Genomic DNA, 15,766 nt, shown 5'->3' with positions numbered 1-15,766 from the left:
GTATGGGGAATGGGGTTTATTCTGCCAAGGTTATGCAGCTAAGGTTATTCAAACACGCTTAGTCAGTATAAAACGTCTGCTGAAAACGCACGGTGCCCGAGGCGGTTTTGGACTGAATATCTAAGGTAAAGCGATAGGTTTCTTCATTAACGATAGGTATTTCCGCTAAGTAATAACGGGCGCTACCTTCTTGTACCGCTTTAAAGCTCAGTTGGCGGGTGTTACCGATCAGGTTTTGCGCTTGGCCGCTGAGGTTGATATCTACCGCCGGTTTGCCGGCCACGCTGGCATCCAGTGCGGTTACGGTCAGTATGGCGCGGTAGTTACTGCGTGTCAGGCCATTACGGCTGGCTATCTCAGGCGTTAGCATGGTGGACGGGAAAACGCTGTAGTGGATTTCCAGATTACCGAGGGTCTGTAATTGTTCAGCACGCGCTGGCGTACTGAGCAGCAATACACTGCCGAGCAACAGCGTGACGAGACCGCGTAGGGAGACTGATGGCCAAGTCAGCGCAATACGGCGCAGCAAGGCATGAGCGCAAGGGTGGGTAAAGGCGAGCATGGTTTCCTCCTTGAAACCGAGAATGACCACCGCAGAGCATACGGTGATAGCGATGATCCGTGGTGTTGTTAGTTTAGCAGGGCTTGCACAGTCGCGGGGATTTGCTGCGGGTGCTCGATGCGCACATATTTGTGCCGTCCGAGCTCGCCTTTTTCGATGCAGACATTGCCCTTGGCGACGCGAAACTGTTTGGCCAGAAACTTGGTCAAATGCGCGTTGGCTTGTCCGTCTACCGGTGGCGCGGTGATCGCCACTTTCAGCTCATCCCCATGCAGGCCAACGATTTGATCGCGGCTGGCTTTGGGTTGGATGTAGAGGCGCAATAACAGCGCCTCGTCGGTACGGCTAACGGCCATGTTGTCCTGACTCACAGCTGCATCCACATGAAGCCGAACAGATCCGCGCCCAAATAGTTCAGGGCAATCAGGATGATAGACAGCAGCATTACGGACAGATCCAAGCCGCCCATCGGTGGCAGAATACGGCGTAGTGGTGCCAGCATCGGTTCAGTCAGCTGATACAGCACATAGTCCATCGGGCTGCGGCCTTGGCTCACCCAGCTCAGCAGAGCGCGGATCAGCAGTACCCAGAAGATCATCTTCCCGGCGGCTTTCAAGGTTGCTAGCACGCCTAACAGAATGTAACCCAAGCTCCAGAATGCCGCGCCGGTTTGTACCATCGCCAGCAGTGGGAATTTGATAATTTGGATCACCAGCACCAGCAAAATGGTGGCGATATCCCAGCCGCCAAAGCCTGGGATCAGACGACGGAGCGGCGCAACCACCGGCTGTGTGGCTTTAACCACGAACTGAGAGAACGGGTTGTAAAAATCGGCACGGGCAGCCTGCATCCATACCCGCAACAGCAGGACGAAGACATACAGGTCGATAACAGTACTCAGCAAAAAAGTCAGTGATTGCATTATGACGCCTTGCGGTTAAATAAAAGGATTAAAACAGTTTTTCCATTTCCTGTGCGCGTTGTACCGCGGCTTGCATGGCTTTGGCAACCATTTCTGGCAAATGTTCCTCATTGAACACTCGGATTGCTTCAGCCGTGGTTCCGCCTTTGGAAGTAACCTGTGCACGCAGCTCCGGCAAGGAGGTGTGCGGGTTTTCCACCACCATGCGCGCGGCGCCGAGCGCGGCTTGCTGCACCAGCGCGCGCGCGGTATCGGCGCTAAAACCTTGGCGCTGCGCTTCGGCTTGCATCGCTTCCATAAACAAGAAGAAATAGGCCGGCGCACTGCCTGAGGCGGCGATCACGCCATTAATGTCACTTTCCGCCGCGAGCCAGCAGGTTTTGCCAACTGCACTGAGCAGGGTATCGGCAAATTGGCGATCGGCTTGATTCACCGCTGGCGCGGCAAACAGCCCGCTCATGCCTTCGCCCAGCAGCGCTGGGGTATTGGGCATCACGCGAATAATCTGTGGCGCGCCAGACAGCAACTGCTGTAACCGCGCCACGGAAATTCCGGCGGCTAGAGAGATCACTAGCTTGCCGTGCCAATTCAGCGGCGCCAGCGGCGCTAGGGTGTCGGCCATATTTTGCGGTTTAACACCGAGCACGATGACATCAGCTTCGGCGGCGGCGCTCAGGTTATCGGCGGAGGTCTGGATCCCGAAGCGATCAGCTAGCGCATGGCGGGTTTCTGCCGTGCGGTTAGTGGCGCAGATCAGTGGCGCAGGATAGCCTGCACGTAACAAACCGGCGATGATCGCTTGCGCCATGTTACCGGCACCGATAAAGGTAATTTTACGCTGCTCCATATTCATCTCTTTTGTTGTCGCTCCATAACCTGAACGCGTCGTCAGTGGCTTGTACTAGCCGTGAGTCAACGTAATGCGAAACTCAGTGCTGACCGTAATCGCGTGCGCCAAAAATGGCGGTACCGATGCGCACCATGGTGCTGCCGGCGGCAATCGCGGCGCTCATGTCACCGGTCATCCCCATGGATAGGGTATCAATTTCTGGATGGGTTTGCTTGAGCTGCTCAAATACCGCGGTCAGCTTGGCAAAGTCCGCATATTGGGTGGCGTAATCGTGACTTTCTTGGGGAATGGTCATCAATCCGCGCAAACGCAGCTGCGGTAAGTGGGCAATCTGATCGGCCAAGGCGAGTACTTCGCTGGCATCGATACCGGATTTGCTCTCTTCGCTGCTGACTTTGACCTGAATCAGTACGTTCAGCGGCGCTTTATCCGCTGGGCGCTGTTCATTGAGACGCTGGGCGATTTTCAAGCGATCGACCGTGTGCATCCAATCAAAGTGCTCGGCAACCAGTCGGCTTTTGTTGCTTTGCAGTGGGCCGATAAAGTGCCATTCCAGCTCGGCAGCATACGGCGTAGTGGCAAAATGCTGGATTTTATCCACCCCTTCTTGCACATAGTTTTCACCGAAGGCGCGTTGACCGGCCTCGATGGCTTCCTGAACCGCACTCACAGGTTTGGTTTTGCTGACCGCCAGCAGTGTAACGGATTCAGGAGCTCGCTCGCATTTTGCAGCGGCGTCGGCGATTTGTTGCTTAATCGCGTGTAGGTTCTCTTTAATACTTTGCATGTCGTTGTTTTAAGGGACTTAAATGGACATAACAGAACTGTTGGCTTTTAGTGTAAAACATAATGCCTCGGATCTGCACCTATCTGCCGGTAACCCACCGCTGATCCGCGTCGACGGAGAAGTGCGTCGGGTCAATATGCCGGTCCTGGATGGCCGTGAAGTGCGCCGTCTGGTGTATGACATTATGAACGATGTTCAGCGCCGTGACTTTGAAACTGAGATGGAACTGGACTTTTCGTTCGAACTGAACGGGGTTGGCCGTTTCCGGGTTAATGCTTATCAGCAGCAACGGGGAATTTCGGCGGCACTGCGTACCATACCTACAGATATACCAACACTGGAGCAGTTAAACGCACCGGAAGTGTTTCGGAATATTGCCATGCAGCCGCGTGGATTGGTATTGGTGACCGGCCCGACCGGCTCGGGGAAGTCGACCACCTTGGCGGCGATGCTCAATTATGTCAATCAGCACATGCATCACCACATTCTGACCATTGAAGATCCGATAGAATTTATCCACACCAGTAACAAGTGCCTGATTAACCAGCGTGAGGTGCATCGGCATACCCACAGTTTTAATAATGCACTGCGCTCGGCGCTGCGTGAAGACCCGGATGTGATTTTGGTGGGTGAGCTGCGCGATCTGGAAACCATTCGTCTGGCACTGACTGCCGCCGAAACCGGCCACTTGGTGTTTGGCACCTTGCACACCAGCTCGGCGGCCAAAACCATCGACCGTATTGTGGATGTGTTCCCCGGCGCGGAAAAAGACATGGTGCGCTCGATGCTGTCTGAATCGCTCAAAGCGGTTATCTCGCAGGTATTGCTGCGTAAAGAAGGCGGCGGACGTGTGGCGGCGCACGAGATCATGCTGGGAACGCCAGCTATTCGTAACTTGATCCGTGAAGATAAAATTCACCAGATCTATTCGATTTTGCAGACCAGCTCGCGTCAAGGTATGCAGACGTTGGAGCAGGCGCTGAATGTGCTGACCAGTCAGGGCGTGGTCAGCTACGAAGAGGCGCAGCGCAAGATGAACTCGTTGATGGATGGCGGGATCCAAAACGGCAATACCGCGGGTGGCACCGGTGCAGGAGCGATGGGCTATGGTTTCGCTGGATGAGTTATTGCAGGAGATGCTGCGCCAGCAGGCGTCGGATCTGTATGTTTCGGTCGATGTGCCCGCGCAGCTGCGCATCAATCATGAGCTGCACCCACTAGGTGAGGCGCTGTCGATTGAAACGGTCACCGAGCTGGTGGCGCAGGCGATGGGCGCCGAGCGCTTCTTACAGTTTTGTCAGCAAAAAGAGGGCAACATGGCGCTGGTGCGTCCGTTTGCCCGTTTTCGGGTCTCCGGTTTTTGGCAGCGTGAATTGCCGGGCATGGTGATCCGTCATATTCGAACCGATATTCCGACCATTGAAGAGCTGGGCTTACCGATGTTAACCGGTGAGCTGGCGATGACGCGCAAAGGTTTGATTTTGGTGGTCGGCGCTACCGGCAGCGGGAAAACCACCACGCTGGCAGCGATGCTCGGCTATCGCAACGAGTTTGACCATTCGCATATTCTGACGGTGGAAGATCCGATTGAATTTATCCATCCGCATAAACGCTGTTTAATCACCCAGCGTGAAGTGGGGATGGATACCGAAAGCTACGAAGTCGCCTTGCGTAACGCGCTGCGCCAAGCACCGGATGTGATTCAGGTTGGCGAGATCCGCACCCGCGACACGCTGCAACATGCGATTGGCTTTTCCGAAACCGGTCATCTGTGTATCGCCACCTTGCACGCCAATAACGCCAGCCAAGCGCTGGAGCGGATGGTACACATGATCCCTGAAGGCAGCCGCGAAGCTTTCTTGTTTGATTTATCCAACAACTTGCGCGCCATTATCGGGCAGCAGCTGGTGCCGGGGATCACCCCAGGGCGCCGTTTACTGGTGCACGAGATTTTGATCAACACGCCGCGCGTGACCGATTTGCTGCGTAAAAATCAGTTGTATGAGCTGCGTGATGTGATGGCCAGTAACAGCGAGATTGGCATGTGCACCTTTGACCAATCGCTGTACGGCTTGTATCGGCGCGGGCTGATTAGCTATACCGATGCGCTGCATTATGCGGAGTCGGCCAATGATTTGCGCTTGCGGATCCGCAGTAGCGGGGATGAGCCGTTCTCACCGAACACCTTCGATGATGTGACGGTGGATTTAAGCTAATGCCAAAGGATGTTGAGCGCGGTGGCTTGCTGGCGGAGTGACAGCGCATCTCGCCAGTGAGCTTGCCCTGCGCTAAGATAAAGCCAAGACGCACATGCACGCTGTAAGCGCTGTGCTGAGATATTGCGTATCGTTACCGGCTGATGATGTCTGTGACATGACTGCGCCCCGTTTTGCTGGCCAAAGCGGGGCGTGTTGTCTTTATGGCCTATTGGTGGGCGAAGTAGGAGTGGCTATGACGTTGCAAACCTCGGTTGAGGTCAGAAACAAGCTGGGCATGCATGCGCGCCCGGCCATGATGCTGTTTGAGCTGGTACAAAAGTTTGATGCGCGGGTTGTACTGCGTAACGCCGCGGGCACTGAAGCGGAGGCCAACAGCATTATTGCCATGTTGATGCTGGAATCCGCGCAAGGCGGGCAGATCAGCGTGCAGGTCGACGGGCCACAAGAAAAAGAGGCGATGGCCGCAGTAGTGGCGCTGTTTGAAAGTGGGTTTGATGAGGAGGTCTGATCCTCCTCAGTCCTCATTACGCCAGATTCTGCTCGAACCAACTTTCCAGAATCACGCAGGCGGAAGCCGCATCGACGCGGCCTTTGTCCAGCGCACGGAAACCACCGCTGGCAAACAGATGCGAACGGGCTTCAACGGTAGACAGGCGCTCATCGTGCAGCACGACCTTTTGCCCGAAGCGCCCTTGCAGACGATTGGCAAATTTGCGCGCACAGGCGGTGACCGGTTGCTCGGTACCGTCCATATTCAGCGGCAGGCCGACCACCACCAGATCCGGTTTCCACTCGTTGAGCAGCTTTTGCAGTTGCTCCCAGTCTGGGATCCCATCGCGCGCTTTGAGCGAGGCGATAGGGCGCGCGGTGGCGGTAATTTCTTGCCCGATGGCGACACCGATACTTTTGGTGCCGAAATCAAAGGCCATCATGGTTCGACTCATAGATACAGGCTCACGTAGACAAAATTAAGCATGGCCAGCATGTGGCGCTATCTGGCGGATATCGATGCCCAGTTTGCGCGCGGCGGCTTGCCAGCGCTCATTGATCGGGGTGTTAAACAAAATGTCCGGATCGGCTTCCACTGTTAGCCACGCGTTGGCCTTGATCTCGTCTTCCAGCTGATCTTTTTCCCAGCCGGCATAACCTAGCGCGACCAAGACTTGCTTAGGCTGATTAGGCGTGCCGAGGGTTTCTAAAATATCGCGCGACGTGGTGATCATCACATCGGAAGTCAGCTGCAAGCTCGCGCCAAATTGATCGCTGGGGGTGTGCAGCACAAAGCCGCGATCGTTGGCGATCGGGCCACCGGCCAATACCGGACGGTTCAGGCGAATAGCTGGATCGCGCGGCTCTGGCGTGATCTCTATCTGCGCCAGCATCTCTTCCAGCGTCATTTCCGACGGACGGGTCAGGGTGATACCCATGGCACCGTCAGTCGCGGTGTGTTCGCAGATATACACCACCGAACGTTTAAAGAACGGATCCTGCATGCCCGGCATGGCCACGAGGAAATGGTTTTGCAAGTTCATGGTAGGTCGGAATCACCAGGTTGATAGTCACGAAAATCAGGACCGCTGCCGTAAGGCCGCGGAGCGAGGTGGACAAGTATGCCAGCCTTGTGGGGCTGTCGTCACGCCCGCTGGCGGGAGATCTGATGGCAGTATAGCGCCGGATAAGGGAAGAAATGCATCATGCGGCAATTTTCCCCTATCCGGCCAGCAGGCTAAGCCGGCTGAGCACGTTTAGGCGCGTTTACCTAAACGGCTTTCGATGGCATCCATCAGCATACCGGTGATCGAAACGGGGAACGCAGCTTCGATTTCGCGGATGCAGGTTGGGCTAGTGACGTTGATTTCAGTTAGCTTATCGCCAATCACATCCAGTCCGACGAAGATCAGCCCTTTTTGCTTGAGCACTGGCGCTACGGCGCGGGCAATCGCCCAATCCGATTCGCTCAGTGGACGCGCTTCACCGCGGCCACCGGCAGCCAAGTTACCTCGGGTTTCGCCTTTTTGCGGAATACGCGCCAAGCAGTATGGCACCGGCTCACCGTCGACCACCAAAATGCGTTTATCGCCTTCGGTAATGGCCGGAATAAAGGTCTGCGCCATACAAAAATGCTGCTGATAACCGGTCAGGGTTTCGATGATCACTGACAGGTTTGGGTCGCCGGCTTTGATGCGGAAAATCGAGGTGCCACCCATGCCGTCGAGCGGCTTGAGGATGATATCGCCATGCTGCTGGTGGAACGCGCGGATACGCTCGGCGCTACGGGTTACCAGAGTGGTTGGCGTTAGATCGGAGAACCACGCGGTAAACAGCTTTTCGTTACAGTCACGCAGGCTTTGCGGCTTGTTGACGATCAGCGTACCGGCTTCCTCGGCGCGCTCTAGAATGTAAGTCGCGTAGATGTATTCGGTATCAAACGGCGGGTCTTTACGCATCAGGATCACGTCCAGATCGGCCAGTGGCATATGCTGCTCGCTTGCGAAGCTGAACCAGTGCTGCTTGTCATCATGCACGCTCAGCAGGCGTGTACGGGCCTTAGCTTCACCGCTATCCAGATACAGGTCTGCCATTTCCATATAGTGCAGTTCATAGCCGCGCTTTTGCGCTTCTTGCAACATGGCAAAACTGGAATCTTTCTTGATGTTGATGGATGCAATCGGATCCATCACGATACCCAACTTGATCATAAGAACTCCTTAACCCAGATCGCCGAAGCGAACTTGTAATGCGGTGATCGCGGTCAATGCAGCGGTTTCGGTGCGCAAGACCCGTGGACCGAGCAGAATTTCAGTAAAGGCATATTGCTCAGTCATCGCAATTTCTTCTGCCGATAGACCGCCTTCCGGACCAATCAACAGGCGCACGCCTTCTGGCGGCAGTGTTGGCAGTGTATTGATGCTGTAGCGCGCGCGTGGATGCAGGTTCAGCTTCAGGCTGCCATCGTTTTCGGCGCACCAGTTTTCCAGCTTCATCGCCGGGCGGATCACCGGCACGGCGTTGCGTCCGCACTGCTCACAAGCGGCCACTGCAATTTTTTGCCACTGCTGGATTTTTTTCTCCATCCGCTCAGCATCGAGGCGAACCCCACAACGCTCTGAAATCAGCGGGGTGATTTCGGTGACGCCGAGTTCGACCGATTTTTGAATGGTGAACTCCATCTTATCGCCACGGGAAATCACTTGCCCTAAATGGATACGCAGTGGTGATTCACGGTTATCTTCGCTCGCTTCGGTGACGGTCGCCGTCACCTGACGTTTGCTGCTTTCAGTGATCCGCGCCCGAAAAACTTGGTTACTGCCATCAAACAGATCCAGTTCATCGTCCGCGGTCATGCGTAATACCCGGCCCACGTGGTTGGCCGCATCGTCACTCAGGGTTACCAGCTGGCCAACAGTCAGTGGTTCAGGGTGATAAATACGAGGAATGCGCATAGGTCAGTGTCGTCATTGAAAAAGTTTTAATGCATAACATCTTACCATGCCTGAATAGTTCCTGCTGCTTTGCATCGGGTTTTCGAATAGACGGTAATTTGGCTGGTAATTAGTTAGCTAGCTAATTACAATTGTGATCAACTTCAAAGGATTTCAAGAGTAGAATTTCGGAGATTACAGTATGTCTACCCAGCACCGGCTGACTTTGGCCTATTGCGAACAGCATTTACCGGACTTGGATTTGGAGCGTATTCGCCTTTCGATCGATTTTTTTGAAGAGATCGATAAGTTGCGCTGTGGCTTGTTGCAGATAGCGGAATTATCCGGCTTGCAGGTAGGACGTTTTTATATTTTGCGCATGTTGTTTGTCAGCCCAGAGCAGTCGTTATTACCGAGTGTTCTGGCTGAGGCTCTGGGGGTGGCGCGAGCTTCTATCAGTAAGCAGCTCGATATTCTGGAACAGCAAGGCATGGTGGCGCGCCGGATTAATCCTGAGGATCGGCGTTCAGTATATGTACAGCTGACACCGGCGGGTGCCGAATTTATGCGCCGAGAATTGCCGTTATACCTGCAGCGGGTTGACCGAGGGTTAACGGAATTTGAAACCACGCAGTTCAGTGCGGTGGTGGCACAGCTGCGTCGAGTACAACTCGGTATAGAACGAGAGTTAAGCGGAGTCAATGAGCAAGCATGAGTACGTTTTTGTCGCAAGATGTAGTGCTGTTTGATGTCTACATCCCGCGTCTGGTGGTGCTGGGGTTACTGGCGTTTATCTTCGTCTCGCTGGTGTTGCGGTTTACCGCCCGGCGTGGCTGGCTAGCCAAATTATGGCATCCACGTTTAGTGGTGTGGGTCAGCGGTTGTGGTGTATTGGCGCTGTTAAGCCTGATGTATCACTAAAAGTATAATTAACGATAAGTTTAAGAAGAATATGTCAGTCGATCCTCGTCGCCGTAAGGTACTGTTATCCCTTGGAGTTATGTTCGCCGCACTGCTGGTGATTGCTGGGGCGTTTAAATATCACCAGCGTTCGCCGCAAACCCGGCATGCGGTGGTACGGGCCAATATTATTGCCCTGGCGCCACAAGTGAGCGGCGCTATTGTGGATGTGGCGGTTAGCGATAACCAGCCGGTGAAAAAAGGGCAATTGTTACTGCGCATTGATCCGCGTCCGTACCAGTTAGCGGTGGATAAAGCCACCGTGGATCTGGCCAGTGCCCAGCAACAAGTCAGCCAATTAGAAGAAGCGGTGAAGAGCGCGCAAGCCAATGTCACCGCCGCGCAAACGCGCTATGAGTATGCGGTCAAAGAGATGTCGCGGGTGCAGCGTTTATGGCAGCAAAAAACCTTATCGCAAAGCACTTATGATCAAGCGCAGCGCGATGTGAATGTGGCGCGTTCGGATGTGCAAGCGGCGCAGAGCAAGCTGGCACAAGCGCATGCGCAGCTCGGCAGTGCGGGAGCCAATAACACCTTGCTGCGCGCTGCCAGAGTGGCGCTCGAAAAAGCGCAGTTAGATCTGGATAGAACCAGTTTGTACGCGGTGGCCGATGGTTATGTGTCATCGGTAAATATCCACAGTGGTGATTTTGCCCAAGTGGGCAAACCGGTGATCGCGCAAGTGGATGCGGAGCACATGTGGGTGGAAGGGGCATTCTCAGAAACCAATTTGGGCAATATCCGCGCCGGCATGCCGGCACAGGTCACGCTGATGGCGTACCAGAACCGAGTCTTGCGCGGCCATGTCGACAGCATTGGCCGTGCGCTCGATCCGCAGGATATGGGCAGCGGTAGCAGTCTGATCCCAAACTTGCCGAAAGTGTTCGACTGGGTTCGTTTGGCGCAGAATATTCCGGTGAAAATCCTGCTCGATCAGCGTCCTGCGGACATGGAAATCCTGCCCGGTTTGACCGCTACCGTTAATTTGCAGGCGCAGTAGGCCATGAATCGGTTACGTTTTTGGCGCTCGCTGCGCCTGACGGTGGCCATTATCCTCAGCCTGTTTCTTGCCATGGGGCTGGGGATGCACAACCCGTTGTGGGCACCGACCAGCGTGCTGATGGTCGAGGCCGGTACGGTCGGCGAAGCGCAGATGCGCTGGTGGCAGCGGATTGCCGGCACCGTGCTCGGCGTGCTGTGGGGCTTTTTCCTGATCTGGCACTTTGTGCAGCGCCCAGAGCAGTTGATTGTCCTGTGTGGCCTGAGCGCATTTGTGCTGGCCTATGCCAGCTTGACCCACTTTGCTTGGCAAGATTTCTGGCGCTGGGTGCTGGTGGGGCTGCTGGTGATGCTGTGCTACGGCATTTTGAACCCAATGGGATCGTTCAGCGTAATGGTCGATCGTATCGGTTGTGTGTTTATCGGTGCGACGACCATCTATGTGCTGCATATCTTGTGGCCGCTGGAGGTGGGGCGTAGCCATCAGGAGCAGCAACAAGCGCTATTGCGCTCGTTACAGGGCTGGCTGGATGCGAGCCCCGAGGCATTGCCGGGCCACTTTTTTGGCTTGCTTGGACAGCTGCGCATGCTGCGCTTTCGCCTGTCGCGTAACTACGGTGACTACCATGTGTTGCACGATCCGCAGCGAAAAGCGATTGGCAGTCTGTACGGCGTTGAGCTGCTGGCGCGGCATCTGTATGCATGGCGTGTCAAATGCCCGCAGCCGACGCAGGCCGAGCTGGAATGGGTGCGCGCGCTGATCGCTGCCTTGAGTGAGGGCGCGGTATTACCGCCGGCGCCGTCGGCACTGCGCAGTGGCTCGTTATTGTCGTTGATGCAGCAAGACGCCCAGCAGTTGCAGGCCGGACATAGCTGCTCGAAAAGCATGTTACGCTGGCAGTGGCAAAATCGACTGTTTCAGGCCGGTACGGACTCACCGCTACTGAGCGCACTGGTGATTGGCGGCGTGTGCGCGGCGAGCTTGCAGATTTGGCATTACACCGGCTGGCCGGGCGGCAATCTGGTGGTGCTGCTGGCCACGGTGTCGCTGTTGATGTCGCAGTATGCCGAGAAAGTCCCGACCCGCTTGTTCATGTTGCCGCTGTTCATCGGTAGTCTGGTGCTGTTTCCGATCTTCGTGTTTGTCTTGCCACAGCTGGGCTCCGATGATGCGCTGATCATTATGCTGGTGGCGGTGTACTTGCCGTTGGCGTGGTTACTGCACGGCTCTAACCGTACCTTGGCGGTGGTCGGCTCGTTGATGTCAGTGATGATTAACTCCGGCTCAAGCAACTACATCCCCAGTGAGCTGTATGTGCAGCGCTTTTTCGTGATGTGTTGGGCGTGTTTAGGGGTGGGGCTGTTATTTCCGGTGGCGCAGCATATCTTGCTGCCGGACGATACCGAGCAACGGCTGAAGAATCACTTTGCGGTGTGGCAGCGTGAATGGCGGCACTGGATGTTGCAGCCGTACCAGACCGATATGACGCGCAAGGCGGCGCAGATGGAGCGGCGCACCGATATCATTCTGGCGCTGTATGGCCGTTTGCCGAAAAACAAACAGGCCAATTGGCAGGCTAAGCTGGCGCAATTGCCGCTGCTGATGGCCACCTGTCAGCAGTGGAGCTACAGCAAACGTACCGAGCCGGTCGTGGCACATCGCCAGTAAACGCATATCGCTAGGATGCTAAGCGATACGCGCGGGCTGACATCGCAGCGTTTAATGTTCGCAAGTACAAAAACGGGAGCCTAGGCTCCCGTTTTTTATCGGTGTTGTGACCAGCAATACGCAAACGTCAGTCTTTCAGACCGGCTTTCGCACAGGCTTGCTGCACATACGGGTTATGGTTGCCTTGAATACCGGCGACCAGCCCATCGTGCTTACATTCCCACGCGGTCACCGGATAGGTTTTGTCCCAAGCGGTAAACAGTTGAGTTTGTTGGCGTGACAGACGCAAATCGTAATTATCCCGCATGTAGAAGTAGGTACGGGCAATGGCGCCGCGCGCGCGCGCCGGTGGCTCGGCACGTTTGCCTTTAAAGTCGACCTTCATCTCACAGTTACCATATTGGCCTTCGCCGCCATTCCACTGTGAATACTGGAAGTTGCTGCGATCGCCATTGACCTCACCGATGGCCGGTTGCAAGTTGTGCAGGTCAGACTCCATTTTGCGGAAACGGCCATCTTCACCACAGGCTTTGCGTCCACCTTGTTGCCAGCACTGCAACTGATGACCAAATTCCCACGCCGGTACTACGTGCTCCCACTCAATGCGGTTGGCACGGTTAGCGTTTTTACGTACTTGATAGCCAATCGCATCCAGCTCCGGCACCATTTTTTTGCCTTCAAAGCGAATTGGCGCGGCGCAGTAAAAGGTCACTGGATTTTGTTTCACGATTTTTACCCCAGCGGCTTTCGCTTGGGAAAAGTTTTGTGGCGCTGCGGCCAGGGCCGGCAGGGCTGGCGCTAATAGGGTCGGTAACAGCAGCCAGATGGCGGAGCGGCGAGCAAAAGAAAAAGACATAGTGGTTGAAATCAGTGGTTCAAACATACTGATTAGTGTAATTGACCAGACCTGAAATAGAAACTTTGTGTAATGAATGCCAGAGCGCCCTTAGCTGGCATTTCCCTCTGTCTTTTCTTCGGTAGTCGTTGTTGTGGCTAGTGCGAGCGGTTTTAGCTCCTGCTGACACTGACGGCACAGATAACGGCTTTCACCGCGCAGCACCCGATTATGTCGGCGAATACTGAGTGCGTGCTGCTGACAAGCACACTGATAGGCCACCGTGCGTCCACGCACGCTGCTGACATCAAAGCGGTGAGTGCGCCGTGCCGGACGACCCAGCACCGTTTCCATCAGCCAGCACCATTCGGCGCCGTGCGGGGCAATACGGCTACGCCGTTTGCGCCACGCAGCCGGTAACTGCGCGCTAAGTGCCGGTGAAATCGGCTGACAACAGAGCCAATAGGCCAGCAAATGCGCCAATTCATGGGGGATCACTTCTTGGATAAAGGCACTGCCGTTTTCTTGCAGCAAAACCGGATTGAGACGAATTTCACCGAGCTGCAGATGCGCGCTGCCGGCGCTCATCCCACGCTGGCGATAGCTGACTCGCGGCTCAGGAAAAGGGCTGTCAAAGTAGTCCGCGGCCATGGCCAGATACTGGCGTAGGCACTGCATGACTTCTTGTTGTAAGGCGGTAGGCAGTCGAGGGCTAGGCATAAGTCAGTACGGCGTGTTAATTCCAATCAAGAGTTGGGGGATAAGCGAGGCATTGTGACCAAAGCCGGCGGCCAGTGCAAACCGTAACGCAGGGAGGCAAACAGGCGCTTAACGATAAAAAGATGGCCAAAAGGATATAAAAAAGACATAAAAAAACCGGGCTGAGCCCGGTTTTTTTTGTGCAGATCACCCGCGTGGCGGCTGACTGACCGAGGTCTTATTTCAGACCAGCTGCTTCACGCAAAGCCGCGGCTTTGTCAGTGGCTTCCCACGGGAACTCTTCACGGCCAAAGTGACCGTAGGCAGCAGTCTTCTGATAGATTGGCTGGATCAGATCCAGCATCTTGATCAGACCGTAAGGACGCAGGTCGAAGAATTCACGTACCAGTGAGTTCAGCAGTTCTTGCTCAACTTTGGCGGTACCGAAGGTTTCCACCATGATAGAGGTTGGCTCAGCGACACCGATGGCGTAAGACACTTGGATCTCACAGCGATCTGCCAGACCGGCCGCAACGATGTTTTTCGCCACATAACGCGCCGCATAGGCGGCAGAGCGGTCAACTTTTGATGGGTCTTTACCCGAGAAGGCACCACCACCATGACGCGCCGCACCACCGTAGGTATCTACGATGATCTTACGACCGGTCAGACCGCAGTCACCCATAGGACCACCGATAACGAAACGGCCAGTTGGGTTGATGAAGTACTTGGTCTCTTTGGACAGCCACTCGGTTGGCAGCACAGGCTTGATGATGGTTTCCATCACCGCTTCTTGCAGCTCTTTGTGACCGATAGACTCGCTGTGCTGAGTAGACAGCACGACGGCATCGATACCGACAATCTTGTGATCTTCGTACTTGAAGGTCACCTGGCTCTTCGCATCTGGACGCAGCCACGGCAGCGTGCCGTCTTTACGTACTTGTGCTTGGCGCTCCATCAGACGGTGCGCATAAGTGATTGGCGCTGGCATCAGCACGTCAGTTTCGTTGGTTGCGTAACCAAACATCAGACCTTGGTCGCCCGCACCTTGCTCCAGAGGATCTTTACGGTCAACACCTTGGTTGATATCTGGAGATTGCTTACCGATCGCGCTCAGTACCGCACAAGAGTTGGCGTCAAAGCCCATTTGTGAACTGGTGTAACCGATGTCGCAGACGGTCTTACGCGCCAGCTCTTCGATATCGACCCAGGCGGTGGTGGTGATTTCGCCACCAACCAGCACCATACCGGTCTTCACGTAGGTTTCACAAGCCACGCGTGCTTTAGGATCTTGCTTCAGAATGGCGTCCAGTACGGCGTCGGAAATCTGGTCAGCAATTTTATCAGGATGCCCTTCAGAAACGGATTCTGAAGTGAACAGGTGTCTTGTCATGGGATGCCAAGCTCCGAAAATCAATCAAATAAAAATCTACTTTGTAGATATATCCACAAACCGATTGCTTGTGGATGTATCCACATCTGGACGGCTATTCTAATTTCCCGCCTTTGCTATTGCCAGCAAATTTTTTTGCAAATCGTTTCTTGTGATTGCGGTGGCATTTTCAGCAAAATTCAGCTTTGCATTTTGTTACAATTACCGGTATAACTCGCCGCGCATCCGGACGGAGTAGCCCGGCCCGCCTAGCGTGTCCATCAGTCATGTCACTCGCCATGTCACTGATGCATTACGGCGCAGTTGGCCTTGCTGAATCCCAGGTTGGCAAAACCCCTTTTATTTTCATTAACCAAATGCGTAAGCAAGAGGTGGTTTTTAACCCTTGGGACCTGAGATTCAGATGCATCCAAGGGGAGATGGAGAACCTGTAACATGTCTTTTTCTCT

Annotated in this window: 19 protein-coding genes; 7 read left to right on the top strand and 12 right to left on the bottom strand. The window is 54.8% G+C overall.

The window, feature by feature from the left end:
* Positions 1–58 precede the first annotated feature (58 nt).
* From NCTC9997_RS12300 to NCTC9997_RS12280, 5 genes are all read right to left on the bottom strand, one after another.
* Entirely contained in the window at positions 59–562 is a 504-nt protein-coding gene (locus NCTC9997_RS12300; protein WP_082935559.1) for a DUF4426 domain-containing protein, read from the bottom strand.
* 68 nt (positions 563–630) lie between these two features.
* Positions 631–918, bottom strand: coding sequence for a DUF167 family protein YggU (yggU, locus tag NCTC9997_RS12295; protein WP_010864558.1), 288 nt, complete (start codon positions 916–918; stop codon positions 631–633).
* 11 nt (positions 919–929) lie between these two features.
* A complete protein-coding gene (locus tag NCTC9997_RS12290) occupies positions 930–1,484 on the bottom strand; it encodes a YggT family protein (RefSeq protein WP_010864557.1) in 555 nt (184 codons plus the stop codon).
* A 28-nt stretch (positions 1,485–1,512) separates the two neighbouring features.
* Complete coding sequence (gene proC, locus NCTC9997_RS12285) at positions 1,513–2,331, bottom strand: pyrroline-5-carboxylate reductase (protein WP_064978166.1); 819 nt, start codon at positions 2,329–2,331, stop codon at positions 1,513–1,515.
* Positions 2,332–2,413: 82 nt separating this feature from the next.
* Positions 2,414–3,121 carry a YggS family pyridoxal phosphate-dependent enzyme gene (locus tag NCTC9997_RS12280; RefSeq protein ID WP_039045867.1) on the bottom strand — a complete coding sequence of 236 codons (708 nt, stop codon included), beginning with the start codon at positions 3,119–3,121 and terminating at the stop codon, positions 2,414–2,416.
* A gap of 22 nt (positions 3,122–3,143) precedes the next feature.
* On the opposite strand from NCTC9997_RS12280, the gene NCTC9997_RS12275 reads away from it, so the two are divergent.
* The 3 genes from NCTC9997_RS12275 to npr all read left to right on the top strand — a co-directional run bounded on the left by NCTC9997_RS12275 (position 3,144) and on the right by npr (position 5,848).
* Complete coding sequence (locus NCTC9997_RS12275) at positions 3,144–4,244, top strand: type IV pilus twitching motility protein PilT (RefSeq protein WP_010864554.1); 1,101 nt, start codon at positions 3,144–3,146, stop codon at positions 4,242–4,244.
* A complete protein-coding gene (locus tag NCTC9997_RS12270) occupies positions 4,228–5,337 on the top strand; it encodes a PilT/PilU family type 4a pilus ATPase (RefSeq protein ID WP_010864553.1) in 1,110 nt (369 codons plus the stop codon). The genes NCTC9997_RS12275 and NCTC9997_RS12270 overlap by 17 nt, the downstream gene beginning before the upstream one ends.
* Before the next feature lie 235 nt (positions 5,338–5,572).
* On the top strand, positions 5,573–5,848 hold the full coding sequence (gene npr / locus NCTC9997_RS12265) for a PTS phosphocarrier protein NPr (protein WP_010864552.1): 276 nt from the start codon (positions 5,573–5,575) through the stop codon (positions 5,846–5,848).
* Between the two features lie 16 nt (positions 5,849–5,864).
* Here npr and ruvX read toward each other — a convergent pair whose 3' ends face one another.
* From ruvX to rsmE, 4 genes are all read right to left on the bottom strand, one after another.
* On the bottom strand, positions 5,865–6,284 hold the full coding sequence (ruvX, locus tag NCTC9997_RS12260; protein ID WP_064978165.1) for a Holliday junction resolvase RuvX: 420 nt from the start codon (positions 6,282–6,284) through the stop codon (positions 5,865–5,867).
* Positions 6,285–6,308: 24 nt separating this feature from the next.
* Positions 6,309–6,872 carry a YqgE/AlgH family protein gene (locus NCTC9997_RS12255; RefSeq protein ID WP_064978164.1) on the bottom strand — a complete coding sequence of 188 codons (564 nt, stop codon included), beginning with the start codon at positions 6,870–6,872 and terminating at the stop codon, positions 6,309–6,311.
* 213 nt (positions 6,873–7,085) lie between these two features.
* On the bottom strand, positions 7,086–8,039 hold the full coding sequence (gene gshB, locus NCTC9997_RS12250; RefSeq protein WP_047708158.1) for a glutathione synthase: 954 nt from the start codon (positions 8,037–8,039) through the stop codon (positions 7,086–7,088).
* Between the two features lie 9 nt (positions 8,040–8,048).
* Positions 8,049–8,783, bottom strand: coding sequence for a 16S rRNA (uracil(1498)-N(3))-methyltransferase (gene rsmE / locus NCTC9997_RS12245; RefSeq protein ID WP_010864547.1), 735 nt, complete (start codon positions 8,781–8,783; stop codon positions 8,049–8,051).
* A 181-nt stretch (positions 8,784–8,964) separates the two neighbouring features.
* Between rsmE and NCTC9997_RS12240 the strand changes: the two genes are divergently transcribed.
* Genes NCTC9997_RS12240 through NCTC9997_RS12225 form a run of 4 tightly spaced genes read left to right on the top strand, consistent with a single transcriptional unit; the run spans position 8,965 to position 12,390 of the window.
* On the top strand, positions 8,965–9,477 hold the full coding sequence (locus tag NCTC9997_RS12240; RefSeq protein WP_010864546.1) for a MarR family winged helix-turn-helix transcriptional regulator: 513 nt from the start codon (positions 8,965–8,967) through the stop codon (positions 9,475–9,477).
* Positions 9,474–9,683: a DUF1656 domain-containing protein gene (locus NCTC9997_RS12235; RefSeq protein WP_010864545.1), complete on the top strand. Its 210-nt coding sequence runs from the start codon at positions 9,474–9,476 to the stop codon at positions 9,681–9,683. Before NCTC9997_RS12240 ends, NCTC9997_RS12235 begins: the two co-directional genes overlap by 4 nt.
* Before the next feature lie 31 nt (positions 9,684–9,714).
* A complete protein-coding gene (locus tag NCTC9997_RS12230) occupies positions 9,715–10,722 on the top strand; it encodes an HlyD family secretion protein (protein WP_064978163.1) in 1,008 nt (335 codons plus the stop codon).
* Positions 10,723–10,725: 3 nt separating this feature from the next.
* Complete coding sequence (locus tag NCTC9997_RS12225; RefSeq protein ID WP_064978162.1) at positions 10,726–12,390, top strand: FUSC family protein; 1,665 nt, start codon at positions 10,726–10,728, stop codon at positions 12,388–12,390.
* 127 nt (positions 12,391–12,517) lie between these two features.
* Here the strand turns inward: NCTC9997_RS12225 and endA are convergent, their stop codons facing one another.
* The 3 genes from endA to metK form a co-directional block, all read right to left on the bottom strand.
* Positions 12,518–13,246: a deoxyribonuclease I gene (gene endA, locus NCTC9997_RS12220; RefSeq protein ID WP_064978511.1), complete on the bottom strand. Its 729-nt coding sequence runs from the start codon at positions 13,244–13,246 to the stop codon at positions 12,518–12,520.
* Between the two features lie 90 nt (positions 13,247–13,336).
* Positions 13,337–13,945 (bottom strand): SprT family zinc-dependent metalloprotease, encoded by a 609-nt coding sequence (locus NCTC9997_RS12215; RefSeq protein ID WP_052242174.1) that lies wholly within the window; start codon positions 13,943–13,945, stop codon positions 13,337–13,339.
* A 217-nt stretch (positions 13,946–14,162) separates the two neighbouring features.
* On the bottom strand, positions 14,163–15,317 hold the full coding sequence (gene metK / locus NCTC9997_RS12210) for a methionine adenosyltransferase (protein ID WP_010864540.1): 1,155 nt from the start codon (positions 15,315–15,317) through the stop codon (positions 14,163–14,165).
* Between the last annotated feature and the right edge of the window lie 449 nt (positions 15,318–15,766).

The sequence above is a fragment of the Plesiomonas shigelloides genome, assembly GCF_900087055.1.
GTDB classification, from domain to species: Bacteria; Pseudomonadota; Gammaproteobacteria; order Enterobacterales; family CAMTGL01; genus Plesiomonas; species Plesiomonas shigelloides.
The sequence above is the reverse complement of the archived record's forward strand: the minus strand, read 5'-3'. Positions and strand labels throughout refer to the sequence as shown.